Here is a 26,366-nt window from a genome sequence, read left to right as displayed (position 1 = left end):
TAGGAGATCTCATTTAGCCTAACCTTAAATTAGGCTTTGCATTTAAAGAATAAGGTGCTGGTTTTTGGTCTAATTGCCACTTGAAATAAGCAGCACTCCCAATCATAGCAGCATTATCTGTACATAATTGTGCTTCAGGATAATATAATTCCAAGCCTAATTCTTTTACTTTAGTCGTTAATTCTCTTCTTAACTGATCATTAGAAGCAACTCCTCCTGAAAGTAATACAGTTTTGACCTCTTTATCTTTAGCTGCTTTGATCACCTTAGTAACTAAAATATCAACCACAGCTTGTTGAAAGCTAGCTGCTAAGTCAGCCTTAGGTATCTCTTCTTGCTTCTGTTTTTTATGATTAATATAATTTAAGACAGCCGTCTTTAAACCACTGAAACTGAAATCATAATCTGGACTATCAATCATTGGGCGTGGTAAATCAACTCCTGTTGGATCTCCTTTTCTAGCTAACTTATCAATTGCTGGCCCACCTGGATAACCTAACTCCATTACCCGAGCTACCTTATCAAAAGCTTCCCCAGCAGCATCATCTTTAGTCCTACCTAAAATCTGATAACTACCTAATTTTTCAAAATATAACAAATCAGTATGACCACCGGAAACAGTTAAGCAGATTAACGGAGGTTCTAGCTTAGAATAAGAAATAAAGTTAGCATAGATATGTCCTTCAATATGATTAACAGCAATCAAAGGTAAATTGTGAGCATATGCTATTGCCTTAGCAGCTGAAATACCAACCAATAATCCCCCTACTAAGCCTGGCCCATAGGTCACTGCTACAGCTGATAGATCTTGATAATTAACTCCTGCCTCTATTAAAGCCTTATTAATCACAGGATTAATCAATTCCACATGCTTACGAGAAGCAATTTCAGGAACAACCCCCCCAAATTTGCGATGCCAATCAATTTGAGAAGCAATTATATTTGATAAAACTTGAGTTCCATCCTTAATAACTGCTGCTGAAGTCTCATCACAGGAAGTTTCAATTCCCAACACTAAAAAAGGCTCTGACATAAAATTCTTCAACTCCTTTGACCTATAACTTTTTACACATAATTAAAGCATTTTCTTGATTATCACTATAATAATCTTCTTTAACTCCAATACTAACAAAACCTTCTTTGCGGTACAATTCTTGAGCTATTTGATTAGATACCCTAACTTCTAGTGTAATCATGTTAATTTTCTTTTCCTCAAGCTTAGTATATAAACAGCATAATAATTTTGTAGCTATCTTCTGACGTCTATAATCTTTACTAATTGCTAAATTCGTTATATGAGCTCTATTTGAAATAACCCAGGCACCAAGATAAGCAATTATCTTATCAGCCACTATTCCCACTATATAATAGCCATAACTAGTATTCAACTCTCTCTTAAATGCTGCCTTCGACCAAGGTACTGTAAATGTTTCTCTTTCAATCTTTAAAACCTGCTCCAGGTACTTCTCCTCCATTGGCAGAACTTTAAGCTGTCTCAATGTTGGGCATCCTAACTAATTATTCTTTTCCCATTGAATTTCAGCTTGAGAGCGTTTTAAGTAATTGGGAGTCAATTCAAATAACTGCTCCTCATCTCCAGCGGCTAATCGTTCTATAGCCAACTCTCCAATTGATCCAGCCTGCGGCAAACTGAATTTATTAGTAATAAAGTGAGCTCCTTCAATCTGCTCACTAATCTGAGCTCTATATTCTTGAATTATTTCTCCTATAAAATAGATTTCTTCTTCTACTGAACTTAATTCTGTTATTAAATCATCAATATTTAATAATGTTTCTTCTGCCACTGTCTTCAACTTTCCTTTAGTTGTACAATATAAACCAGTAAATACCCGGTTACGTCTAGCATCTATTACAGGACAAATATAACCTGAAGTATAATTTAAGCTATACGCCATAGCTTTTAAGGTAGAGATACCGACAATCGGTAAATCTAAACTTTGGGCCAACGTCTTAGCCGTCACTACCCCAATACGAGTTCCAGTAAAAGAGCCTGGCCCTAGAGCAACTGCAATTCCATCCAAATTCTGCAAAGAACAATCGGCTCTATCTACTAAATCAATCAGTTGAGGCATCAACCTTTGTGAATGGGTATGATCTAAATTTAATAAGCTTTCTGCTATTAATTTTTCTGTAGAAACTAAACTGACACTTCCTGCTTTAGTCGAACTATCAACTGCTAAGACTAACATTTTACTTCAACTCCGCAACTAATTCAATAAACTTATTGGCTTGAGGTATAATTCTAATTTCTCGCCAATTTCCCTCTCCTCTTAAATTAATATCTAAATAATTATCAGGCATTAAAACACCTGCTTTATCTGGCCACTCAATAATAGTTACTCCTTCTCCACTATATAAATAATCTTCAAAACCTACATCATATAATTCTTCCTCATTCTTAATCCGATACAGATCCATATGATAAACTTTTAATTTGCCTCGATATTCATTAACCACTTTATATGTAGGGCTTGTAATCTCTTCTTCAACACCCAACCCTCTACAAATTCCTTTAGCTAAAACTGTCTTACCTGCTCCTAAATCTCCTTGTAAGCAAACAATTCCTCCATGAGTTAATCTTTTTCCAATCTCTTTTCCTAAATTAAAAGTCTCTTCTGGATTATTTGTCTCCATCTTTAACATTGTTAGATTCCACCTCTCAATTTCATTATTATTAGTTAATAACCCTTAGCTAATCAGTTAATTCTTTGTTAGTATTAATTGTTTTGCCATTATCAACAACTAATGAACCATTAATCAAGACCTTTTCAACTCTGCTCTCCAAAGCCAGAGGATTACCAGATAAAACAATTAAATCAGCATCTTTTCCTGACTCTATGCTCCCAACTCGATCAGAAATCCCTAAAATTTGCGCTGGATTGATTGTAATTGCTCGTAAAGCTTCTTGCCAATCCAATCCTGCTTTAACAGCTAACCCTGCACAGATAGATAAATACTGAATTGGAATTACTGGATGATCAGTCATAATCGCTAATTTAACTCCAGCTTCTACTAATACTTTAGCTGTTGAAAAATCTCTTTCTTTTAATTCAACCTTGGAACGTGAAACCATAGTAGGGCCAAAAACAACCGGCACTCCCTGCTGAGCTAAATAACCAGCTATTTTATGAGATTCTGTACCATGTTCAATCGTTAAATCTAAATTAAATTCTTTAGCTATTCGCAAAGCAGTCATAATATCATCTGCTCTATGGGCATGAGCTTTAAGTGGAACTTCTTTCCTAAGTATTTTTGCTACTGCTTCATGTTTAATATTATACTCTGGATGCTCTTGCTTCAAGTAATTATCAGCATTTAATAATGCTTCTCGCAATAAAGCAGCAATTGCCATCCTAGTATAAGGAGCCTTTTCTTGCTTTCCAAAGACAACCTTAGGGTTTTCTCCAAAAGCTGCCTTAGCTCCTACTGGATCTTTAACTACCATCTCATCTACAACATGACCATAAGTCTTTAAAGCAATACTCTCTCCATTTAAGACATTACTGCTACCTGGCCCTGTTCCAACAGTTGTAACCCCAGCCTTTAAAGCATCTTCAAAAGCTTGGTCAAAGGGGTTAACTGCATCAATTGCTCTTAATTGAGGGGTTAAAGGAGCAGACTTTTCATTGCCATCTGCTCCTGACTCTCCAATCCCTTCCTCCCAAATACCTAAATGGGTATGAGCATCAATTAATCCAGGCATCACAACCTTACCCTCAACATCAATTATATCAGCATCAACTGAAATTTCAACTTCAGATCCAACTTCAACAATCTTCCCTGACTCAACTAGGACTGTTCCTTGCTCAATAATTCTATTGGCTATGGTTAAAATACGACCATTCTTAATTGCTAACATTATCTAATTCCTCCACCACTAATAAGTTTAAAATTGATTAACCTGCTGTAAAAGTAGAGTTAAATCCTTTATTAATTCTTTTTCTTCTTGATCCAAACCACTTTTAGCTAACCTTAATTTGAGGTGATTATTTTGTACAGCATAGATTAAACCGGTATAAAAATAAGATAAGTTATATTCATGATTTTCTAAAATAGATTGTTGATACTTAATTAATGCTTCATTTAATTTACCTTGCCGTCGCAATCTATCACCCTGAATTCGATTTATCCTCCCTGGAACATACTTATCTTTATATTTAACTTCTAATTCCATTAAATCCTCTGACAATCTAATTATTTCTTTCCCCATAGAAGAATCTAATTCCTTTAATTTTTCTCCTTCTATCCTAGCCAGCTCAAAATGATCTACTAATAAATAACTAACCGCCAAATTATAATGATTATTAATACTTTTTTGACGCTCACTAGCTACTTTAAAATAAGATAATGCTTGATTTAATTCTCCTGCTCTAAACTTATACTCTCCTAACAGACGATAAATTTTAGCTTGTGAGTCTAAATTTATAAGATCTTGAATTTGAGAAAACTGTCTCTTTTTTTCTCTCTCAAAATAAATATGACCTAATTTACTGTAGACTTCTTCCTGCTGTTGAGTAGTTAATAAATCTTTATTCTCTAAGGCTTGTCGATAAAGATTTATCGCAATATCTAATTGATAGCGACTTATAATCTCAGCTACCTCTATATAAAGTGCCCCCTCTTTTTTATCAGCCAAAAGCTCTTCAAAAATTTCTATTCCTGCTTCTTTATCACCCACTGCTAAATAAGTTTCTGCTAACTTCATTTCTAGATCTAAATCATCTGTAACTCTATCATTAATTAATTTATATTCCTGTAAGGCCAATCTATATTTACCTTGCTCAAAATAAAAATCAGCTAGGCGCTTATGGTTTTCAATTGTATCTTCTAAATATATAATATAACGATATAACTCTTCTGCTCTTTCATACCGCTCCACCTCTTTATATAGCCTAGCTAATTTAATATATCCCCACGTATCATAAGGAGCTAGTTCAATAGCCTGGCTATAAACCTCAAATGCTTCAGCTAATCTTCCTTTCTCACGATAAATATCACCTAAATAAATCTTATAATTTTTATTATTATCATTTAATTTAACTAAATCCTCTACAATTCTTCTTGCTCTTGTTAACATATTATTATCTTGATCAGCCAAATTATAATAAATTCTAAATAAACGCTCTAAGTAAACCTCGTTTTGTGAATCTCGCTCTACAGCTCTTTCTAATGAACGGCGTGCTCTGTTAGTTTCACCTAACTGCAACCTAATTTCTCCTTCTAAAAAATGCAAACTAGCATTATCATAATCTGCTTGTAAAGCAGTTCTTACCTCAGATAATGCCGCTTCGTAATCTCTTGTTTCTTGATAAAGTTCAGCCAACCTTTTACGATATCTAACCCGATCATTAAACTCAATTGCCTGGTGTAAATGATCAATTGTTTCATCTAAATAATCACTTTTATAATATAAGTTACTAATCTTAAAGTATAAAGAGTCATCTTCTGGATTCTCTTCTAACTGATCATATAACTGATCAATTTGGGTTTGATAATCAGGAGGAAATCCTTCAGAAAAATCAAAATCAGTCAGTCCAATATTAACCTCCCAGCCTTGATAAATTATCTCTAACAAGCTATCACCATAATTATTCTCTACCCTGATTTCAGTTGGCAGCCAAGCCTTCGTAGTCTTCAGTTCAAACTGCTCAAAATGGTCATAAATAATATTAGCTACTTTGATATTGCTTCCATTAAAGATTTCAATTCTTAGAATAGTATTCCACTCTTGATCGATAAATATCCTTTGAACAGAAAAGGGGTTTTTTAGGTTAATTATGTAAACTTCCCGTTCATCATAAATAGCTTCTCCTAACAGCTCCATTTCATATAATGACTCTAATTTTTTTAGTGGTTGGTCATAGTCTAATTGCCCCTCTAAAGGAAGACTATTCTTAATGAGTGAATAATCAGGAGGTAAATAAACCCAAGGAATTGAATTTAATAGTCTAATATTTTCTAATTCAGTTATATCATCTTGTTGGGTCTGCTGGGTCATTAATCTAGTATTAGACCGCATAATTTGAACCCTAAAATCCTTACTTTGATCCTCCTCAAAAATCCTAGTAACAATAGTACCTCTAAAATCTTCAATTTGATCTATTTGCTTTGTAATTTCATCCAATAGATTAGACGCAGATTCTTCAGCTGCTAATACTTGATTAGATGTTAAACAGATAAGTAAAACTATTACTCCAATAATTTTTTTCACAGTTCTAAAATTCCTCCTTTCCAACTACTTAATTTTATATTCTATAAAGCTGTCTAGTTATCCTTTATTCTCTGCAAAGTTATATAAATAAAAAGAGCCATCCCAATCTTAAGAGCATCTTCATCAAAGTTAAATTTAGGATGGTGGGCTGGGTAATAACTGCAATTAGGAGCAGCTGCTCCTAACCTAAAAAACACTCCAGGTACATGCTGTAAATAATAGGCAAAGTCCTCTGCTCCCATTGAAGGTAATTCTAAAAATTTTAACTGTTCTAAATAAGGAATTTGCTTAATCGTATTCTCTAGATCCTTTACTAATTCAGTAGAATTAATTAAGACTGGATAGCCTTTTTGATAATTAAGTTGATATTCTCCTCCTTGACTAGCAGTAACCCCACTAACAATCTGTTCAATCATAGCTGGTAATGATTTTCTTAATTTAGGAGCTGTTGTTCGCACAGTTCCTGTAATCTTAACTTTATCAGCTATTACATTTCTACGATAACCACCTTTAATTGTTCCTAAATTAATTACAACTTTTTGATGAGGACTAACTTTTCTACTATTGATCGTCTGTAAAGAATTAATTACTTGGCTAGCAGTTACAATTGCATCTACTCCATCTTGAGGAGTAGATGCATGGCCACTTTTACCCTTAATTATTAAATCAATTTCATCAGCTGCTGCCGATACAACTTTCCTTTGTAAACCTACTACCCCAGTTGGCAATTTATTAGTAATATGTAGAGCAAAAATACTATCGACTTGAGGTTTATTTAACACCCCTGCTTCAATCAAAGGCAAAGCTCCTCCTGGCCCTTCTTCAGCAGGTTGAAAAATAAATTTAATCTTACCTTTAACCTTATCTTGAAGTTTGCTTAACACCTTAGCAACCCCCAACAAGATTGCGGTATGTCCATCATGTCCACAAGCATGCATTACACCATCTAACTTAGATTTATAACTAACTTTCGTTTGTTCTGTGATCGGCAATGCATCCATATCAGCCCTTAGAGCAATTGTTGGCCCTGGGCCAGAATCTAACAATCCTATTACCCCAGTTTTGGTAGTTCGCTCCACTTCTAAATTTAACTCTAATAAATAATCAATAACCCGCTGTGAAGTACGCTCTTCCTTAAACCCTAACTCAGGATATTGATGAAATTCTCTTCTAAGCTGGATAACCTCTTCTTCTATCAGCTCAATTTGCTCAATCACTTCTTTTATAATCATCACCTCCCAAAAATTAATTTCCCTTTATTCGATCAAATTTACTAAGGTTATGCTTATTTATAATAAATATAACAAAAAAATACTCTTAGCTAAGCTTAAAATTACTCAACTAAAAGTATCATTAATTATAAATCAACCAGCCCTAAACTGATCTCTAATGCCTTATTAACTTTTTTAACTATCTTTTGATCAAGATAAGTAACACGACGTTGTAACCTTTTCTTATCAATAGTTCTAATCTGTTCTAATAAAATTACTGAATCCCGTTCTAAGTTACACTTATTAGAATCGATTTCTACATGCGTTGGTAGTTTCGCTTTATCTATTCGAGATGTAATAGCTGCTATAATAACCGTAGGGCTATATTTATTGCCAATATCATTTTGAATCACTAAAACAGGTCTTACTCCCCCTTGTTCAGAACCAACAACAGGATTTAAGTCGGCATAATAAATATCACCTCTTTTTATTTCCACTTTAATCACACTCCGCTAATCTAGCCTCATAATTAAAGAAAGCTTTGTTTTCTGATAAAAAGCTCTCGGTAGCCAAGTAAATGTTCAGTTGAGCCATCTTTAAATAGCCTTCCTTCATTTCCTTTCTGAATCTATTTTTTCTTAGCTGTTCAATATAAACTTCCATAGCTTCACTTATAAATTCATTTCGATCTTGATATTCTTCATTAATAAATCCATCAATCTCATTTAATAAGTTATTAGGCAAGCTAACTATGACCTCTTTTAAATTAGTCAAGAGAAACACCCCCACTTTATTATAACTGAAGTCTAATTCATTATATCTTTATGCTTCAAATTTAAAATCTGTTCATTTAATAACCTATAGTCTATATAGTATTTTCTGCAATTTTATTCAAAATATACATAGAAAATAAATAGAATAAAAGAGACGCTATTAACGTCTCTAACTTATTAATACAAATTCTGTAATGTGTTCTTATCAGCTTGAAAGCTCTCTTGGGCCAATTCTAAATTCAACTCTGCCATTTGAGAATAGCCTTTTTTCAACTTCTCTTTTAATTCTTTTTTCTCTTCAAAGTAATAATTATTAATACTCTTTTTTAAAGACTGCCCTTGATTCATAGCCTTTATCACCTCATAACAATTGATGATTACTAGTTAATTATATACTATTTTTATTATCCATGTCAATGAAATAAACTGATTTCAAAAAAGTAATTTATACCAATTATCATCTATAAATTATAGTAATAGCCTGCTGCTTTAATATAACTTATTAAACGATAATAAAGTTGATCTCCCCCAATAGTAGAAGAATCACCGACAACAATCAATTTCTTTTTGGCTCGTGACAATGACACATTTAACCGTCTAACATCCCTTAAAAAACCAATGTTCTCTTTAGAATTACTTCTAACCAAAGAAAGAATAATCACTTCTTTCTCTCTGCCTTGAAAACCATCTACAGTATTGACTTCAACATGATCAAATTTAAGTAAATTTTTAATTAAATCAACTTGGTCATAATAAGGGCTAATTACTGCTATTTGCTCTTGTTCAATCCCACCATTAATAGAATAGTTAACTATCTCTGTACATAATTCTGCTTCAACCCGATTCTGTAATGAAGTAGAATTGTTTCTAGAATATTCTGGAGCACTCATCCCTGCTGTATCAAAAAAAGCAATTGCCTCCTTACAATTTAAAGCCCGCTCTGCTGGTGAATTCCCTTGTGAAAATTCAAAATCAAGCTCAGTTAAATCCCAATCTTTAACCTCATTTGCTGCAATCAACTCTCCTTGATAAAACTCTTGATTAATAAAATTCATTATTTGTTGATTCATTCGATATTGTAGCTTCAACATCTCTCTGATTTCAAAGCTATGAACTTCTAATAGCCTCTCAAACAATGACTTGGAAAGCCCTTTTTTTTCTGCTTCTTTATTTAGAATTGTTGGTGGTAGTTGTTTATGATCCCCAGCTAAAATAACCTTATCCGCCTTAACTAATGGAATTAACGCAGAAGGCTCAGTTGCTTGTGTAGCTTCATCTATTACTAATAAGTCAAACTTTTCTTCTGCTAAAACTTCAGAACCAGCAGTTGAATTAGTTGTACAAATCACATCAGCTTCCTTAATTAATCTTTTAATTGCCTCATCTTCTAAACACTCTATTTGAGTAAATAATCGATCTATTTCATCTTGTAACTCTAACCAGTCAGCCATCTCTTTTATCTTATTACTAGGAACCCCCCTACTACTTTTCCCTTTATTAGCTAACTTTTTAATCTGCTCATTGCTCAACCCTCTTCTCCAGCGTCCACTCGGATGAGTACACTCTTTTTGTTCTTCTAGCAATTTATATGCTCGCTCTCTTAACTGTTCGGCCTTCTTATATTCTGGTTGGCCCTCTATTACATAATCTAAAGTATGTTGCCTTAAAATAGGATTTACTCTAACTGGATGACCAATCCTAAGAATATTTAACCCTCGTTTAATTAACCTTTCTACTAAATTATCAACTGCTGTATTAGAATCAGCTGTTGCCAAAACCTTTCTTTGACGTTGAACTGCTTGTTCTAAAATCTCAATTGCAGTCACAGTCTTTCCTGTTCCTGGTGGTCCATGGATCAAAAAGAAATCTTTAGCAGCCAAAGCCATTTCAACTGCTTCTTTTTGTGACTGGTTTAAAGCCATATTACTAAATTTAACCTTCTCTTTTTTATCAAACTCTATTTCACCTATCCCCAATAATTTACTTCTTAATTCTTTTAATCTTCCTGAAGCAGATTCCAATCTTCCTAAAGCATCTAACATCCTTTGAAAAGTAATATCATTAACATATAAATCTAAGCGAAGATTTTTACTATATACAAAACCAGATGGTTGATTGTCAAAAACAGCGATAATTGAATAATTAGTCTTTTCTATTACAGTTCCAGTAGGATTATCAGGATTTAATGGTTCATTTTTACTAATCATTATTAGATCACCAATATTAATTTCATTATCTGGTAATGACTTTCCTTGCTGTTGCTTCATAAACTTAACTACAAATTTACCAGCAAAGGCTTGGCCTTGATCTCGACCACGTAAATTCAAGAAAGCCCTTCCCTTCTTTTCACGTTCTTTTCCTGATAAATTTTTAATCTCTGCTTCATGATACTTCATTTCTTCTTTTCTTTCCAACTGAACTAAATGTTTATATTTATTAATATAATTTTCAACTACCTCTAGCTCTTCTTTAAAATTATTATCAATCTCTACTCCAACTGCAACTCCAGCAATTTTATTTCTATTCATCACCTTCATTACATGCTCAGCTACTTCATCTTCTATTTCAACGATTGCATTATTACCTTTAAATTCAATCTTACCGATTTGCCCCCCATCAATATTAGCTTCATTAGTAAAAGCACCCACAATATCTCCTGGACCAATATGATTAGATAAATTATTAACAATTAAATTAACCATTCTATCGCCTCCTTCAATCGAAAAATTACACCCTATGCAGGGTGCAATTTCATTAATAGAGTATATCAAAATAAATTTAATTCGTCAAAAGCAGATAATCTAGTTTGTAAGTTTATATCTGTAATCAATAAGATAACTCTATCAGTCCTGGCTCAGATAACGAATAAGATCTGCTCTAGTAATAATTCCAACAAGTTGCTCCCCTTTAATGACAGGCACTCTTTTAATCCCTCTATCAACAAATAAATTAGCTACTGTTTCAAGGCTATCATCAGGCTCAACTGTAATAATATCAGTAGTCATCACATCTTCAATCTTCATCTTTACAATCTTTTTGAAATCATCTTCAAACTCTTTGAAACTATCTAAATAGAAGACACTATCTAAAAAATAAAGATAGTTTGGAAATTTAACCCTTTCATTTTTAACTATTAAATCTCCACCACTTACTATTCCTATTAATTGATCACCTTCTATTACTGGAGCACCACTTATTCCTTCTTCAGTAAATAGCTTAGAAACCTCCTTAATCGTCATCTGCGGAGAAACAACAATTACATCTTCTGTCATAATATCAGCAGCTTTTGTCACTTTAACTCCTCCTTATTTTTTTTATTGCCTCCGGTAAATAATCTAACAAGTCAGTAGGAACTAAACTATATTCTGTTAACTTATCCTTAGCTAAATCAGCAGCTAAACCATGTAAATAAACTGCTATTATTGTAGCAGTTACTTCCTCTAATCCTTGAACAGCCAAACCAGCAATCATTCCTGTTAAAAAATCACCACTGCCACCTGTAGCCAATCCTGCATTACCAGTCAAATTTACATAAACTTGACCGGTCGGAGTAGCAACGACAGTTTGAGCTCCTTTCAAAACTAAGAGCACCTGATATTGCCGGGCCAACTTTCGGGCCAATCCAATCCTATCTTCCTCGATCTGCCCAACAGTCAGATCGAGCATTCTAGCCAACTCTCCTGGATGAGGTGTTAAAATAGTCAGTGCTTCTCGCTTAGCAAGTAACTCTAAATCCTGAATTGCATTTAAACCATCAGCATCGATCACTAGCGGAATATCTACGCTCTTCAATAAATTATGAATCAAAGTCGTCAACTGCTCACCTTGGCCCAACCCTGGGCCAATCGCTAATAAATCTTTATCTGATAGCAACTCTTCAATTTGTTGCTCTGCTTTTAGTGCTAAAATAGCTTGTTCTGTCTCAGCCAGTGGATAGGTCATCGCCTCTACTAATCTTGACTCTAAGATAGGATTTAAGCTACTTGGAGCCCCAACTGTAACCAATCCTGCCCCTACTTTTAGACTAGCTTGAGCAGTCAGCATAGCAGCCCCCGTCATCCCTTGTGAACCTGCCACAACTAACAACCTTCCATAATTTCCTTTATGAGTATTTTGCTTACGAACTGCTAAGTTTTGTTTAACGAATTCAGCAGTAATTAACTCAGTAGTCAACTCTTGCTCGACAATTACTTGTTTAGGCAAACCAATATCAACCACCTTTAAATCACCAACATACTCCCTCCCAGGATATAAAATAGTTCCTATCTTAGGCAAACCAAAAGTAACTGTTCTTTTAGCCTTAACCGCTACACTCCTAACCTTAGCAGTCCCTGCCTCAACTCCTGAGGGAATATCAACTGCAAGTACTGGAGTAATTAGTTGATTAATTAACTGAATTAGATCAGGATACAACCCCCTCAATTCCCCTGTAATTCCTGTTCCTAATAAAGAGTCAACTATCAGATCGGCTTGCTCTAAATCCTCTTTTAAACTAGTCAACTCTTCTTCAGCTTTTATTTCAATTACAGATAAATTTAAACTGTCTAAAATATCAAGATTGACCTTTGCATCGCCACCAACCTTGTCACGCTGCCCTAATAAGATGGTCTTAACTTTTATTCCTTCTCCTGCTAACAATCGGCTAACTACAAAACCATCTCCACCATTATTGCCACAGCCAGCTAAAATAATGACCTCTGACTTTACAACTTGTCCTAACAGGTTAGTAGCTTCAGCTGCCACTTTCATTCCAGCTCGCTCCATTAAGACAGTGCCTGGTATGCCAACCTCTTCAATAGTTTTCCTATCAATCTCTTTCATCTCTACTCCAGTAACTACTTTCATACTAATCCCTCCCAATAGCAATTGCTTGAGCAACTGCATAGTCACGACTATGAGAGATACTTATTAAAAAATTTTTGATTCCTTTTTCCTGGGCCAACTTTTGAGCTCGATTATAAAGCTTAACTGTTGGCTTTCCTAAATCATCTTTAACTATTTCTACCTCTTTCCATGTAAAACCTCTAAACCCAGTCCCTAAGGCTTTAACAATAGCTTCTTTAGCAGCAAAACGTGCTGCATAATATGGCCATGACTCTTTATATTCTTCACAATAACTAACCTCATTTTTTGTAAATATTCTCTGTTTAAATTTTTCCCTCTTCTTAATGGCCTCTGCAATCCGCTCAATTTCCACTATATCAATCCCTAATCCTTGCATATTAATTCTCCTTAGCTTTTATCTTTTGTCTATTTATCAAATTCTATAAAATTCTTTTTAATCCTGTTTTTAACTTAATTTTTTTACTATGATTAATTTAAACTAAATAACAAGGATATTAAAAAAAAAAACAGAAGTTATATAATAAAGCAGAATTAAAAAGGAGTGAGTATAATTGAAAAAAATAATATATGTATTATTAGTTATTACAGTTATTATAAATAGTTATTCAATAGCTATCGCCAGTAACATTTCTTCCCAACAAGAAGTTAAAGAAAGAATGAGTCACTTATTTTCAACTATGGAAAACAATGACTTAGATAGTTACTTAGATTTTTTTTCTCCAGATTATAAAAACAAGAAGACTAATGAACATGGAACGGAAATCATAGAGACTTTTGATGATCTAGAAGGAAGGTTTCCTAATCCTAAAAGGATAAAACAGATAAAAATTAAAATAAAAGAAGCAGCAGTTGAACTAGAAGAAGGAAAAGCAACTTATACCGCTAAATTAAAGAACTATACGGAATATATTAACGGATTAAGTTTTGAGCGGGTAGAAAAAGTAGAATACATCTTGACCTTTAATTCTGAAACTGAGCAGTGGTTAGTAATTGATATTAACCAACTTTAGATTAAGGTTAAGTTTTAGTAACCCATTAAAAAATAAAAAGCACCCCCTAGGGGGCGCTTTTTATTTGAACTGTAATCTTTTACTCATCCTCAACCTTAAACTTAACCTCAGTTTTTTTACTCTACCGTTACACTTTTTGCTAAGTTACGTGGTTGATCAACATCACAGCCCCGTTCTACCGCTACATAGTAGGCTAACAACTGTAAAGGTATAACAGTTAAGATTGAAGTTAACAATTGATCAGTTTGAGGAATTTTAATTGAATAATCAAATTCCTTCTCATCAACCCCATTGGCAGTAATCCCCGTTATAACTCCTCCGCGAGCTTTAACCTCTTTAATATTACTTAAGGTCTTCTCGATTACTGATTTTTGGGTAGCTAAAGCAATGACTGGAATTCCCTCTTCAATCAATGCCAAAGTTCCATGCTTTAATTCACCTGCTGGATAAGCTTCAGCATGAATATAAGAGATCTCTTTTAATTTTAATGAACCTTCTAAAGCTACGGCATAATCGATACTTCGCCCAATAAAGAAGGCATTTTCTTGCTTTAAATATTCTTTAGCTAACTGAGCTATCTGCTCTTCACCCTCTTCAATAATTTCTGCTACCTGATCTGGTAGCTCCTTTAAGGCAGAGATCAACTCTTCACTCCGCTCAGTAGTTAACAAACCCTTGGCCCGTGCAAAATAAATCGCTAACATATAAAATGCAACCAACATTGTTAAATAAGCTTTAGTAGAAGCAACAGCAACCTCTGGGCCAGCATGAATATAGACAACATCATCTGCTTCTCGAGGAATAGTACTACCTACAGTATTACAGATGGCAATTACTCTAGCACCTTTGTCCTGTGCCTCTCGTAAAGCTGCTAAAGTATCAGCAGTTTCACCTGACTGACTGACTACAATTACTAAAGTATCTTGATCAACTAACGGATCTCGATATCTAAATTCAGAAGCAATATCTACGTCCACTGGAATTTTAGCTAGCTTCTCTAGAGCATGTTTACCAACTAATCCAGAATGGTAAGCAGTTCCACAAGCTACAATATAGATCTTATTGTACTCTCTAATCTCCTGAACAGTCAAGCCTACTTCATCAAGATGAATATCAGCTTGATTTAATCTACCTGCAACTGCTCTACGCAATGCTTCTGGTTGTTCATGAATTTCTTTTAACATAAAATGTTCAAAACCAGCCTTCTCTGCCATACCTGGATCCCAATCGACCACAAAGATCTCCTTATCAACCTTCTTACCATCTACCGTTGATAACTCAACATCATCCCTACTAATTATGGCCATCTCCCCATCTTCTAAAATATAAACTTGGTCAGTATGCTTTAAAATAGCTGGAATATCAGATGCAATAAAATATTCATCATCAGCTAGCCCTACAATTAATGGACTATCTTCACGAACAGCAATCAACTTATCCGGCTCACTTTTAGCCAAAATAAGCAGAGCATAAGCTCCTTCTAACTTTTCAGTTACCTTTCTAACTGTCCTTTCTAAATTACCATCATAATATTCTGCTAACAAATGAGGAATGACTTCTGTATCAGTTTGAGAAGTAAACTGATAACCTTTTTCCTGCAATTCAGCTTTTAAAGTTGAATAATTTTCTATAATTCCATTATGAACCACCACAAATTTATCATTAGAGCTAGTATGAGGGTGAGAGTTCGGAGTAGATGGCTTCCCATGAGTAGCCCATCTAGTATGACCAATACCAAGCTGACCAGTTGGTTTCTCTTGTTGAACTAATTCTTCTAATTCAGTTAATTTACCGACAGTCTTAACTGTTTCAATTTGGCCCTGATTGTACAAAGAGATCCCAGCTGAATCATAACCTCGATACTCTAACTTCTTTAACCCTTCCAATAAAATAGGTGTAGCTTCTTTAGTTCCAATATATCCCACAATTCCGCACATATATATATTAAACCTCCATCAAATTTAAATTTAGCTAGCTATACTAAACCCCTTTGTCTACCTGATCACTCAGATGATTTAAAGATTCAGTTTAAAGAGGCTATAACTAGAGATAGCCTCAGGGGCATCCGCCGACAACCTCGATTCTCCCCCATCCTCGTCAACTCATTATGAGTTCGGGCGCTATAATTATAGTGTATAGTTGATAATAAACTACTTTTAAGATCTTAACTATACACTTTGTACTTTCCACTGTAAACTAATTCAGCTCTTCCTTTATCACCTCTGCCACTTGATTAGCCAATCTTTCTAACTCTTCTTTATCCTGCCCTTCAACCATCACTCTGATTACAGGCTCAGTTCCTGAAGCCCGCACAAAAATCCTACCGTCAGCACCTAAAAATTCCTCAACATCTGTAATTACTTCTTTTATTTTTTGATTCTCTTCCCAAGCTTTATTATCAACTTCAACATTAACTAATAATTGTGGAAAAGCACTCATCTGCTCCCTTAACTCAGCAAGCGATCTCCCACTATCTACAATCACTTCAATTAGTTGCAATGCTGTCAACAGTCCATCCCCAGTAGTATTATAATCTGAAAAGATAATATGACCCGACTTTTCTCCACCTAAATTATATCCTGCTTCTCTCATCTTTGCCAAGACATAACGATCGCCATTTTTAGTAACTTCAACTTGACCATTCTCTTCTTTAATTGCTTGATGTAGCCCTAAATTACTATATTTAGTGACTACTAGTGTATTACGGGCCAACTCCCCTTTATCTAACAGATACCGTCCACAGATTGTCATAATATAATCACCATCAACCAACTTCCCTTCTCCATCAACAGCAATTAAACGATCAGCATCACCATCATGAGCAATACCTAAATCTGCTTCATACTTAATGACTGCCTCCTTAATTACCTCAGGATAGGTAGATCCACAATCTTGATTAATATTATAACCAGTTGGCTGATCATTAATCGCAATTACTTCTGCTCCTAACTCAGATAATAACTGAGGTGTCAGTTGATAAGCTGCTCCATTAGCACAGTCTACCACAACCTTCAACTTGGAAAAATCACAGCTAACAGTCCCTTTTAAGTGATTAAGATAATCATTTACAAGCTGATAATCTCCTGTTACTTGTCCAGTGCGATCTCCAGCAGCTAATGGCAACTGATCAACTTGATTAAAATAAATATCTTCAATCTCACCTTCTTGCTCATCAGTCAATTTAAAGCCAGCCTGATTAAAAAACTTAATTCCATTATCTTGGACAGGGTTATGAGAAGCTGAAATCATGATCCCTGCTATAACATCTTCTTGAGCAGTCAAATAAGCAACAGCTGGAGTCGGAACAACTCCTAATTTGATAACATCAACCCCTAATGAGCTAATTCCTGCTACTAAAGCAGCCTCAAGTAAATCACCAGAAACACGAGTATCCTTACCAACTAATATCTTAGCCTCACTACAACCTTCTGTTAGATAATAAGCACCTGCCTTGCCCAACTTAAATGCCATCTCCACATTCAAAAATTGATTTACTTCACCACGTACACCATCAGTACCAAATAATTCTCCCATATTCTCACTCCTCATCATTAATTGTATCTAACCTCAAAACCAAGCATCAATTAAATCTAATTAATACTCATTTAATTATATGTTATCAAGCTCTAGATTGTCAATTAATCATCCTTATTTTCGCTGAATTTAACAAATAATTCCTCCTTTAAATCGAATTCATCTAGATTATACTTCAATTTTCCTGCAAATGCAGTTGAAATAACTCCAGTTTCCTCTGATACAATAATCACTAAAGCATCAGTTTCTTCACTAACCCCAACTGCTGCTCTATGCCTAGTCCCAAGACTTTGACTCAACTTTTTATTCTTAGTTAGCGGTAATAAACAATTAGCTGCTACAATCCTACCCTGATCAATGATTACTGCCCCATCATGCAAGGGGCTTTTTGGAACAAATATATTGATTAATAACTCCGTCGACACAAGAGCATCTAATTGAACACCAGTATCAATAACTTCCTTCAAGCCTGTCTCTCTTTTAAGAACAATTAATCCTCCTGTCTGACTCTTACTTAACCTCATTGTAGCAGCCACCAATTTATCCGTTTGAATCTTAAATGTATCACGACTAGTCCAATATTTAAATAACTTACCTCTACCTATATGCTCTAAAGCCCTTCTTAGTTCTGGTTGGAATACAACTGGTAAAGCAATTAACACCATTGTTCTTAATTGCTCTAATAACATATTAAAAACTTGAAGTCCTAACTGCCCACTTATATAATTAATTAAAAATAAGACCAAAATACCCTTTAAGAGTTGAAGTGCTCTAGTTTCTTTAATTAGATTAAAAACTTTGTAAGAAATCAAACCAGTCACTATAATATCAATAATAATTAATAAGTTAAACTCTGTCATTCCACTTCTTCCTCTCTTAAATTATATTATACCTGCTTTTTTCATTTAATAATTACTAACAACTCTTTTACTAACTTTCCATAATTAAAAACTTAGCCAACTTAAAGTAATTAAAATTAAAGCTTTAGCTTTAATTGACATCTTTAATTAATCTTCTTCTCACTTAAACCTAGATCTACTTTAACTAAAAACTTCCTTTAACAAGTTAATTGTTTCAACTTTTATTCTAGTTTTTTCTGTTTAATTGATAACCTAAAATATAACTCAAGCTCTGCTTTGCTTCATTCTCTGGTAGCTGTTTTAAATGATACTTTGCTCTATCTAAAAATCTCTGTTCTAACTGTCGACTCTTATCAAGAGCTTGCCCCTTCCTTATTAATTCTGAAATTAAGAAAATATCATCTTGTGTAATAAATTCTTTACCTAATATTTCTCTAACCTGAACACCAGCTTCGTTAGACTGTAAAAGATAGACAATAGGAAGAGTATACACCCCTGCTAATAAGTCTTGTCCAATAGCCTTTCCTACCTTCTCTTTTTCTCCAATGAAATCTAAAATGTCATCCCGAATCTGAAAGGACATTCCCATTTCTAAGCCTACATTATATAAATTAAAGAGATTATTATTGCGAAGTCCACTTTCATAAGCACCAACATAAGTACTAAAACCAAATAATAAAGCTGTCTTACGCCTAATATGACGCAAATAGCCATTTATACTTAAATCATGATCAAACTTACTCTGATATTGACCAGCTTCCCCTTCGCAAATCAATTTAACAGTTTTATTAAACTTTAATATAGAATTACGTGATAAGTATTCAAAAAAGAGATTATAAGACTTTGTTAATAAAAAATCCCCTACAAAAACCGCAACATCTTTTCCAAATCTCTTTTGAACAGTTAATTCACCCCGACGCATAGTTCCTTCATCTATTATATCATCATGAACTAACGTAGCCATATGGAGCAACTCCAAGCCAGAAGCAATCTTAGTTACTTTATCAGACTGATAATCACCAAACTTACTAGCCAAAATCATTAATATCGGCCGTAACCTTTTTCCACCAGCTTTAACTAGATCTGCGACTGCTTCATTAATTAATTTTTCTCTGGAATTAGCATATCCAATTATAAAATTATCTACCTGCTCTATCAAACCCTTAATTTCAGCTTCCATGGCAAACATACTTCCAACTCCTTTACCTTCAAAATAATAAAAAAGGCTTCTTAACACCTAACTAACTACTGGCTAAATTAATCCCTTCCTCTAGTGATATATCTTAAAAAGTCTAATCTAATTATTCTTTACAATATTAATAACCTATTAAACCATTACTTATTTTGTACCTTTATGAACAGCAACTACTCCACCTGTAAATTCAAAGTATTCTACTTCCTTTAGTTCATTTTCAATAAAAATTTGACCTAGTTTCTCCTGATTAGGAAAAGTTCTTAAGGATTTAACAAAATATAAATAAGGCTCTTTTTGACCACAAACTAATTTTCCAATCATAGGTAATATATAGTTGAAATAACCATAGAATAAGGTTCGATAAATCGGTATCCGGCTTTTAGCTAAATCCAGGCATAGTACCTGTCCTCCAGGTTTAACCACTCTTCTCATTTCTCGAATGACTTGAGAAATATCTTCTGTATTACGCAAACCAAAAGCTATTGTTACACAATCAAAAGAATTATCATTAAAATTTAAGTTTGTTGCATCTCCTAAGCAAAACTCCACTCTTTTTAAATTCTTTTTTTTCAGCTTTTTTTTAGCTTCAGCAATCATTTCAGGACAAAAATCCACCCCAATTACTTTTCCTTGGGGTACCTGCTCAGCAAGAAGCTTAGTTACTTCTCCATCTCCAGCACATAGATCTAATACTTGATCATCATCTGATAAGTTAGCTATTTTTACTATCTTTTTTCTCCAGCTAGAGATTAATCCAAAAGAAATGATTCGATTAGTCAATTCATATCTTGGGGCCAACTCACTAAAAATACCCTTCACGTATTCCCCTTTTTTATCTAACTGCTCACTTTTTTCATTCAACTTTTGTCACCTTTCCTATGTAAAAAGATATTTGCTTATTGGATCTTATAGTAATTTTTATCAGCATACATTAAAAATTGCATAAGAAACTCAGATCTTTCTATTTATCATTCTAAACTCAATTAAGTACTTATACTTTATTATTAATAAACTTCTAAAATTTATATATGTTTAATATTAGTAATATACAATTTCACTAGCATAATACTATAAATAAGATAATAATTTAAATAAATTTGTTTTTATTGATACATAGTATTAATAGTATATCCAAATTAAGAGCTTTAAACCCGTGAGCATAAGATTTTAATATTTATCTTTTTAAGGCAATCATATTAAGCTTAGTTACAAGCATCTACTTTACTTAATCATATTCTTTAAAGTACCGATCCCTTCTATCTGAACTTCTATCTTGTCCTCTCTCTCCACTGGGCCAACTCCTGGAGGGGTACCGGTAGCAATCAAATCTCCAGCTTCTAAAGTCATAACCTGAGAGATAAAGCTGACAATCTCTTCTACCGTAAAAATCATCTGCTTTGTATTAGAGTTTTGTTTAATCTCTCCATTTTTCAGCAACTTAATTTCAAGATTATTTGCTGCAATACCACTAGCAATACTTGGGCCAATAGGAGCAAATGTATCGAAAGATTTGGCCCGTGTCCATTGTCCATCTCTTGCTTGTAATTTTCTAGCTGTCACATCATTAAAGCAAGTATAACCTAAAATATGCTCTTTAGCTTGTTGAGGAGAAATATTCTTAGTTTCTTTCTTGATCACAATAGCCAGTTCAGCTTCATAATCGATCTGTTGGCCCATCTGAGGATATTTAATTTCATCTGCTGGACCAATCAATGCACTGGTTGGTTTCAAAAAAATAAGTGGCTCTTTTGGAATCTCCATTCCTAACTCTTGTGCATGATCTAAATAATTTAAACCGACACAAACTATCTTAGTTGGATTACAAGGAGCTAATAGCTCAACCTCTGATAACTGATAAACCAGGTCAGTTAACTTATAATCTTGATAAATATCTCCAGTAATCAATTTCACTTCTTTCCCATCTAAAATACCATAATTTCTCTTACCATCTTTTTTAAACCTAACATAATTCACTACACTCACCTCTCAATTTTGTTCTATTAAATCTAACATAGTTATCCGACTCAACTTCTCCTTTAAGCTTTTTTCTACTTCTGAATAAGTATTAATAATTTGCTTATCAAAAAAGAGCTCTTCAACTTCTAATTGATTATTAATTAATAATGAACTACAAATATCCCATAAAGAAACATTAGTTGCTTTTGTCAAAGGAATATATCTTTTTTGATTAGTAATAGCTAATAAATCCTCTTCTACTAATCCTTGCAGATTATTCTTGATTATTTGAGGTGGTAAATTAAGCTTGCTACATAAGTTATTAAAACTAACCCCAGTTGTTTCACTAGACATAAAATCTTTATAAACAACTGTTAGAATAACAACTGGAATCAAACTTTTAATTCTAATGCTGATCTCTTCAGAATCAATAATATGATTTAAATTATCTCTATTTTGAAATATATAACAGACTACTGCTCCAAAAAGGGTAATTAACCAAACCAAATAAAGCCAAATCAAAAATAAAGGAATTACAGATAACGAACCATAGATTCGATGAATTCGATAATAAGTAATCATACTTCTAGTATACATCAAATATAAACTTCTAGTTACAGTAAATAACCCTCCACTAACTAACCCTCCTACTACTGCTGCAATCGGTTCAACTTTTGTATTAGGAATTAAATAATAAGCCACAATATATAAAATGAAATAAGTTAAAGTCAATAACAATCTAAATAAAAATTTATTATCTGCTGATAGATTAATCATTCCTGCATCTAAGTAAGAAGTAACTATTGAAACAATAAATCCTAATACAAGGGCCAGTAAAAAGGTACCTAAAGTAATAAAAGTCCAAAAGGATACAAACCTTTTAAATAAATCTCGGTGTTCTGTTACTCCCCAAATCAAATTAAAACTTTTCTCTATTTTAGCTAACATAAAAATAACTATCACTATTAAAGAGATAAAACTAACAACCCCTAGTTGAGCTATATCAACTTCAGTAACATATGCCTCTAATAATTCAATTACTGTTTGCCCTGTTCCAGTAGCAAGATGGGTCAAAATCACCTCTCTTGATAACTCAATTATTCTATCTAAACTACCAAAAAAATTAAATAAAGTTATCAAATAAAAAGAAAAGATCAATAACGGAATTAAGGATAGTAGAGTAATATAAACTAAACTCATTGCTTTAATTGATAGTTCAACATCTTTTATCTTTTGATAAACCCGCTGGCTGAATAATTTCCAATTCATCTCTTGAAATTCTTGCAATATATTTAACACACCTTATCATCCCTTTATTTCTAATTTTACTATATTTTAATCTATATTGAAAGCAAAAGCCAGATACAATACTGTACCTGACCTAAATTAGCCTTATTTAATTCAATTAATATTAAGCGTAACTTCACACCCTCCGCGAATGAAATTCAATACTTACAGATAACCTCTACTTCTAACTGTCACGCTTCAGCTTAATACCATATTCAATACTATCCCTACGAGCCTATAAACACCATAGGCTCTCCGTAAACTAAATTCAATATTTACAGATAACCTCTACTTCTAACTGTCACGCTTCAGCTTAATACCATATTCAATACTATCCACTAAAGCCTGCCAACTAGCTTCTATTATATTGGTTGAAGCACCTACTGTTCCCCAGGTTTCTTGCCCATCAGAAGACTCAATCAAGACTCGTACTTTAGCTGCTGTACCATCGTTCCCATCTAACACCCTTACCTTATAATCAATTAAATGGATCATTTCTAGTTCAGGGTAAAATTGAAGTAGTGCTTTTCTTAAAGCATAATCTAAAGCATTAACTGGCCCTTCACCCTCAGCAGCAGTATGTACCTGATTACCATTAACCCTTACTTTAATGGTTGCTTCTGAATTAGGATTAAGCTCTTCAGTCTTTTCTGTAATAATCCTAACCCCTTCTAAATCAAATAACTTTTCATAATCCCCTGTCGCTCTTTCAATTAATAATCTAAGAGAAGCTTCTGCACCTTCAAAGTAATAACCTTGATGCTCTAACTCTTTAATCTTGGCCAACACTTCACTTAAATCAGCATCTTCTTGCCCAAGATCAATTCCTAATTCCTTAGCTTTGTAAACTAAATTGCTCTTCCCAGATAGCTCAGAGACTAATACTTCTCTTTGATTACCAACCAATTCAGGATTGATATGCTCATAAGTCTTCGGCTCTTTTAAGATAGCACTAACATGAATTCCACCCTTATGAGCAAACGCACTATCTCCAACATATGGTTTATGGCTAGGAGGAGTTAAATTAGCTACCTCATTAATATAACGTGAAGTTTCAGTTAATCTCTTCAATTGTTGATCAGTTATAAAATCAACTCCATATTTGAGTTTCAAATTAGGTAATAATGATGATAAATTAGCGTTACCACACCGTTCTCCAAAGCCATTAATTGTTCCTTGAATATGTTTAACCCCAATTTCATAAGCAGCTAATGAATTAGCTACAGCTACTTCAGCATCATTATGAGCATGAATTCCTAAAGGGACTTTAACTTTCTCTTTAATAAATGTAATAATATCTATAATTTCAAAAGGCATCCGTCCTCCATTAGTATCACATAACACTAAGGTATCCGCTCCACCTGCTTGAGCAGCTTGTAAAACCTGTGAAGCATACTCAGGATTAGCTTGATAACCATCAAAGAAATGCTCAGCATCAAAATGAACTTCTAACCCTTTTTCCTTTAAATATCTAACTGAACTCTCAATCATCTTCAAATTCTCTTCTAAAGTAGTCTTTAATGCTTCAGTCACATGTAAATCCCATGTTTTACCGAATATTGTAGCCACTTCAACCCCTGAATCTAAGATTGCCTGTAAATTTTGATCATCTTCAGGCTTGATCTTGGGTCGACGAGTGCTACCAAAAGCAGTTATTTTAGCTGACTTTAAGTCCACTTTTTTAACACTCTTAAAATATTCAATATCTTTAGGGTTTGAGCCGGGCCAACCCCCCTCAATATAATCAATTCCCAATTGATCTAATTTTTTAGTAATATTCAACTTATCCTCTGTTGAATAGGAGATCCCTTCCCGTTGAGTTCCATCACGTAAAGTCGTATCATAAATTTGTACCATCTTTCTATTCTCCCTCCTATTCTAAAACGCTACAAATATAATCTCCAACTTGGTCAGTAGTTAAATTACCACCCATATCCAGAGTTGTTTGATCTTTTGCTAATGATAACTTGATTGCTTGCTCAATCTTATCAGCCTCTTCTGGATGACCTAATACTTCAACCATCATTGCTGCTGCTAATAAAGCTGCAATTGGATTAGCTTTATTCTCTCCTGCAATATCTGGGGCAGAACCATGAACAGGTTCAAACATCGATACACCTTCTGGGTTGATATTACCTGATACAGCAAGACCCATCCCCCCCTGAATCTCAGCACCTAAATCAGTGATAATATCACCAAACATATTACAAGTTACAACTACATCAAAGACCTCTGGATTTCTAACCAGCTTCATTGTAATTGCATCAACTAACATATGATCCTGTTTTACATCAGCAAAATCTTGACCAACCTCAGCAAAAACTCTCTGCCATAGATCATGTGCATAAGTTAAAACATTACTTTTATCACATAAAGTTAACTTCTTTTCCTTATCTCTTTTTTGAGCATATTCATAAGCATAACGAGTAACTCTCTCTACTCCCTTATAAGTATTGATCATCTGCTGAGTTGCTACTTCATCTTCAGTTCCTTGCTTTAAAAAACCTCCTACTCCAGCATATAGACCTTCTGTATTTTCCCGTACAATCATCAAGTCAATATCCTTTGGCCCTTTATCCTTTAGTGGAGTAAATTTAGAATCTAATAATTTAATAGGTCTTAAATTAATATACTGATCAAAAGAAAATCTTAAATCTAATAAGATTCCATGCTCTAAAACTCCAGGTTTGACCCGAGGATCACCTACCGCTCCTAAATAAATTGCATCAAACCCTTCTAAGTCTGCTTTAACTTCATCAGTTACCAACTCACCAGTCTCTAAATAATGGTCGGCACCCAAAGCAAAATCTTCAAACTCAAACTCTAAGTCACTGATTTGGGCCAACTTCTCTAATACCTTAACCCCTTGCTTAGTTACTTCAGGGCCAATTCCATCTCCACCGATAACTGCAATCTTTTGCTTACCCATTATTTCTCACCTTTTCCCTTACATAATTTACTAAACCACCAGCATCGATTAACTCCTGCATAAACTCTGGAAAAGCTGCTGCTTGATACTCTTCCTTTTTAGTCAAATTCTTAATCAATCCTGAATCGACATCGACCTCAACTTGATCTCCTTCTTCAATCCCTGCTACAGCTTTAGGGCATTCTAAAATCGGCAAACCGATATTAATTGAGTTACGATAAAAGATTCTAGCAAAAGAGTTTGCAATTACACAAGAAACTCCTGCTGCTTTAATTGCTAGTGGAGCATGTTCACGTGAGCTTCCACAACCAAAATTATCCTCAGCTACAATCAAATCTCCTGGACTCATATTATCAACAAAATCCTCATCTATATCTTCCATACAGTGTTTTGCTAACTCCTTAGGCTCAGAAGTATTTAAATACCTAGCTGGAATTATTACATCTGTATCTACATCATCGCCATACTTCCATGCTTGACCTTTGATCTCCATATTATAGTACTCCTCCTTTGATACTCTAATAATTTGATTTA

The 26,366-nt window shown here is 33.9% G+C and carries 25 protein-coding genes; 1 reads left to right on the top strand and 24 read right to left on the bottom strand.

All coding sequences use genetic code 11. The features are described from left to right. Positions 1–13: 13 nt before the first annotated feature. The 14 genes from tsaD to acpS all read right to left on the bottom strand — a co-directional run bounded on the left by tsaD (position 14) and on the right by acpS (position 13,437). On the bottom strand, positions 14–1,033 hold the full coding sequence (tsaD, locus tag ACKF5P_RS00560) for a tRNA (adenosine(37)-N6)-threonylcarbamoyltransferase complex transferase subunit TsaD (protein ID WP_408955569.1): 1,020 nt from the start codon (positions 1,031–1,033) through the stop codon (positions 14–16). Positions 1,034–1,055: 22 nt separating this feature from the next. Continuing rightward, entirely contained in the window at positions 1,056–1,499 is a 444-nt protein-coding gene (gene rimI / locus ACKF5P_RS00555; RefSeq protein WP_408955568.1) for a ribosomal protein S18-alanine N-acetyltransferase, read from the bottom strand. Positions 1,500–1,514: 15 nt separating this feature from the next. Further along, a complete protein-coding gene (gene tsaB / locus ACKF5P_RS00550) occupies positions 1,515–2,210 on the bottom strand; it encodes a tRNA (adenosine(37)-N6)-threonylcarbamoyltransferase complex dimerization subunit type 1 TsaB (RefSeq protein WP_408955567.1) in 696 nt (231 codons plus the stop codon). 1 nt (position 2,211) lies between these two features. Further along, complete coding sequence (tsaE, locus tag ACKF5P_RS00545) at positions 2,212–2,664, bottom strand: tRNA (adenosine(37)-N6)-threonylcarbamoyltransferase complex ATPase subunit type 1 TsaE (RefSeq protein WP_408955566.1); 453 nt, start codon at positions 2,662–2,664, stop codon at positions 2,212–2,214. 49 nt (positions 2,665–2,713) lie between these two features. Further along, a complete protein-coding gene (locus tag ACKF5P_RS00540) occupies positions 2,714–3,880 on the bottom strand; it encodes an amidohydrolase (protein WP_408955565.1) in 1,167 nt (388 codons plus the stop codon). A gap of 27 nt (positions 3,881–3,907) precedes the next feature. Beyond that, on the bottom strand, positions 3,908–6,232 hold the full coding sequence (locus ACKF5P_RS00535; protein WP_408955564.1) for a tetratricopeptide repeat protein: 2,325 nt from the start codon (positions 6,230–6,232) through the stop codon (positions 3,908–3,910). A gap of 53 nt (positions 6,233–6,285) precedes the next feature. Further along, positions 6,286–7,464 (bottom strand): M20 family metallopeptidase, encoded by a 1,179-nt coding sequence (locus ACKF5P_RS00530; RefSeq protein ID WP_408955563.1) that lies wholly within the window; start codon positions 7,462–7,464, stop codon positions 6,286–6,288. 125 nt (positions 7,465–7,589) lie between these two features. After that, positions 7,590–7,940 carry a type II toxin-antitoxin system PemK/MazF family toxin gene (locus ACKF5P_RS00525; protein WP_408955562.1) on the bottom strand — a complete coding sequence of 117 codons (351 nt, stop codon included), beginning with the start codon at positions 7,938–7,940 and terminating at the stop codon, positions 7,590–7,592. 1 nt (position 7,941) lies between these two features. Continuing rightward, positions 7,942–8,226, bottom strand: coding sequence for a CopG family ribbon-helix-helix protein (locus ACKF5P_RS00520; RefSeq protein WP_408955561.1), 285 nt, complete (start codon positions 8,224–8,226; stop codon positions 7,942–7,944). Positions 8,227–8,393: 167 nt separating this feature from the next. Continuing rightward, complete coding sequence (locus ACKF5P_RS00515; protein WP_408955560.1) at positions 8,394–8,564, bottom strand: hypothetical protein; 171 nt, start codon at positions 8,562–8,564, stop codon at positions 8,394–8,396. Between the two features lie 113 nt (positions 8,565–8,677). Further along, on the bottom strand, positions 8,678–10,918 hold the full coding sequence (locus ACKF5P_RS00510) for an IGHMBP2 family helicase (RefSeq protein WP_408955559.1): 2,241 nt from the start codon (positions 10,916–10,918) through the stop codon (positions 8,678–8,680). A gap of 141 nt (positions 10,919–11,059) precedes the next feature. After that, complete coding sequence (locus ACKF5P_RS00505; protein WP_408955558.1) at positions 11,060–11,509, bottom strand: CBS domain-containing protein; 450 nt, start codon at positions 11,507–11,509, stop codon at positions 11,060–11,062. 1 nt (position 11,510) lies between these two features. Next, complete coding sequence (locus ACKF5P_RS00500; protein WP_408955557.1) at positions 11,511–13,061, bottom strand: NAD(P)H-hydrate dehydratase; 1,551 nt, start codon at positions 13,059–13,061, stop codon at positions 11,511–11,513. Position 13,062: 1 nt separating this feature from the next. After that, on the bottom strand, positions 13,063–13,437 hold the full coding sequence (gene acpS, locus ACKF5P_RS00495) for a holo-ACP synthase (RefSeq protein WP_408955556.1): 375 nt from the start codon (positions 13,435–13,437) through the stop codon (positions 13,063–13,065). A 175-nt stretch (positions 13,438–13,612) separates the two neighbouring features. Between acpS and ACKF5P_RS00490 the strand changes: the two genes are divergently transcribed. After that, positions 13,613–14,071 carry a hypothetical protein gene (locus tag ACKF5P_RS00490; protein ID WP_408955555.1) on the top strand — a complete coding sequence of 153 codons (459 nt, stop codon included), beginning with the start codon at positions 13,613–13,615 and terminating at the stop codon, positions 14,069–14,071. A gap of 116 nt (positions 14,072–14,187) precedes the next feature. On the opposite strand, the gene glmS is transcribed toward ACKF5P_RS00490, so the two are convergent. From glmS to leuD, 10 genes are all read right to left on the bottom strand, one after another. Further along, positions 14,188–16,008 (bottom strand): glutamine--fructose-6-phosphate transaminase (isomerizing), encoded by a 1,821-nt coding sequence (glmS, locus tag ACKF5P_RS00485; RefSeq protein WP_408955554.1) that lies wholly within the window; start codon positions 16,006–16,008, stop codon positions 14,188–14,190. A 259-nt stretch (positions 16,009–16,267) separates the two neighbouring features. Continuing rightward, entirely contained in the window at positions 16,268–17,605 is a 1,338-nt protein-coding gene (gene glmM, locus ACKF5P_RS00480) for a phosphoglucosamine mutase (RefSeq protein WP_408955553.1), read from the bottom strand. 104 nt (positions 17,606–17,709) lie between these two features. Continuing rightward, positions 17,710–18,465 (bottom strand): diadenylate cyclase CdaA, encoded by a 756-nt coding sequence (cdaA, locus tag ACKF5P_RS00475; RefSeq protein ID WP_408955552.1) that lies wholly within the window; start codon positions 18,463–18,465, stop codon positions 17,710–17,712. Between the two features lie 226 nt (positions 18,466–18,691). Further along, entirely contained in the window at positions 18,692–19,654 is a 963-nt protein-coding gene (locus tag ACKF5P_RS00470; protein WP_408955551.1) for a polyprenyl synthetase family protein, read from the bottom strand. A gap of 150 nt (positions 19,655–19,804) precedes the next feature. Then, positions 19,805–20,521 (bottom strand): bifunctional demethylmenaquinone methyltransferase/2-methoxy-6-polyprenyl-1,4-benzoquinol methylase UbiE, encoded by a 717-nt coding sequence (ubiE, locus tag ACKF5P_RS00465; protein ID WP_408955550.1) that lies wholly within the window; start codon positions 20,519–20,521, stop codon positions 19,805–19,807. A gap of 360 nt (positions 20,522–20,881) precedes the next feature. Continuing rightward, positions 20,882–21,634 (bottom strand): fumarylacetoacetate hydrolase family protein, encoded by a 753-nt coding sequence (locus ACKF5P_RS00460; protein ID WP_408955549.1) that lies wholly within the window; start codon positions 21,632–21,634, stop codon positions 20,882–20,884. A 12-nt stretch (positions 21,635–21,646) separates the two neighbouring features. Next, complete coding sequence (locus tag ACKF5P_RS00455; RefSeq protein ID WP_408955548.1) at positions 21,647–22,915, bottom strand: YihY/virulence factor BrkB family protein; 1,269 nt, start codon at positions 22,913–22,915, stop codon at positions 21,647–21,649. Positions 22,916–23,197: 282 nt separating this feature from the next. Continuing rightward, positions 23,198–24,760: a citramalate synthase gene (gene cimA, locus ACKF5P_RS00450; protein WP_408955547.1), complete on the bottom strand. Its 1,563-nt coding sequence runs from the start codon at positions 24,758–24,760 to the stop codon at positions 23,198–23,200. 16 nt (positions 24,761–24,776) lie between these two features. Continuing rightward, positions 24,777–25,832 (bottom strand): 3-isopropylmalate dehydrogenase, encoded by a 1,056-nt coding sequence (locus ACKF5P_RS00445; protein WP_408955546.1) that lies wholly within the window; start codon positions 25,830–25,832, stop codon positions 24,777–24,779. Next, positions 25,825–26,325, bottom strand: a complete 501-nt coding sequence (gene leuD, locus ACKF5P_RS00440; protein WP_408955545.1) for a 3-isopropylmalate dehydratase small subunit — start codon at positions 26,323–26,325, stop codon at positions 25,825–25,827. Before leuD ends, ACKF5P_RS00445 begins: the two co-directional genes overlap by 8 nt. Positions 26,326–26,366 lie beyond the last annotated feature (41 nt).

Origin of the sequence: Natroniella sp. ANB-PHB2 (assembly GCF_046097105.1) — a bacterium.
Taxonomy (GTDB): domain Bacteria; phylum Bacillota; class Halanaerobiia; order Halobacteroidales; family Halobacteroidaceae; genus Natroniella.
Note: the sequence above shows the minus strand (reverse complement) of the source record. Positions and strands in the feature narration are given on the sequence as shown.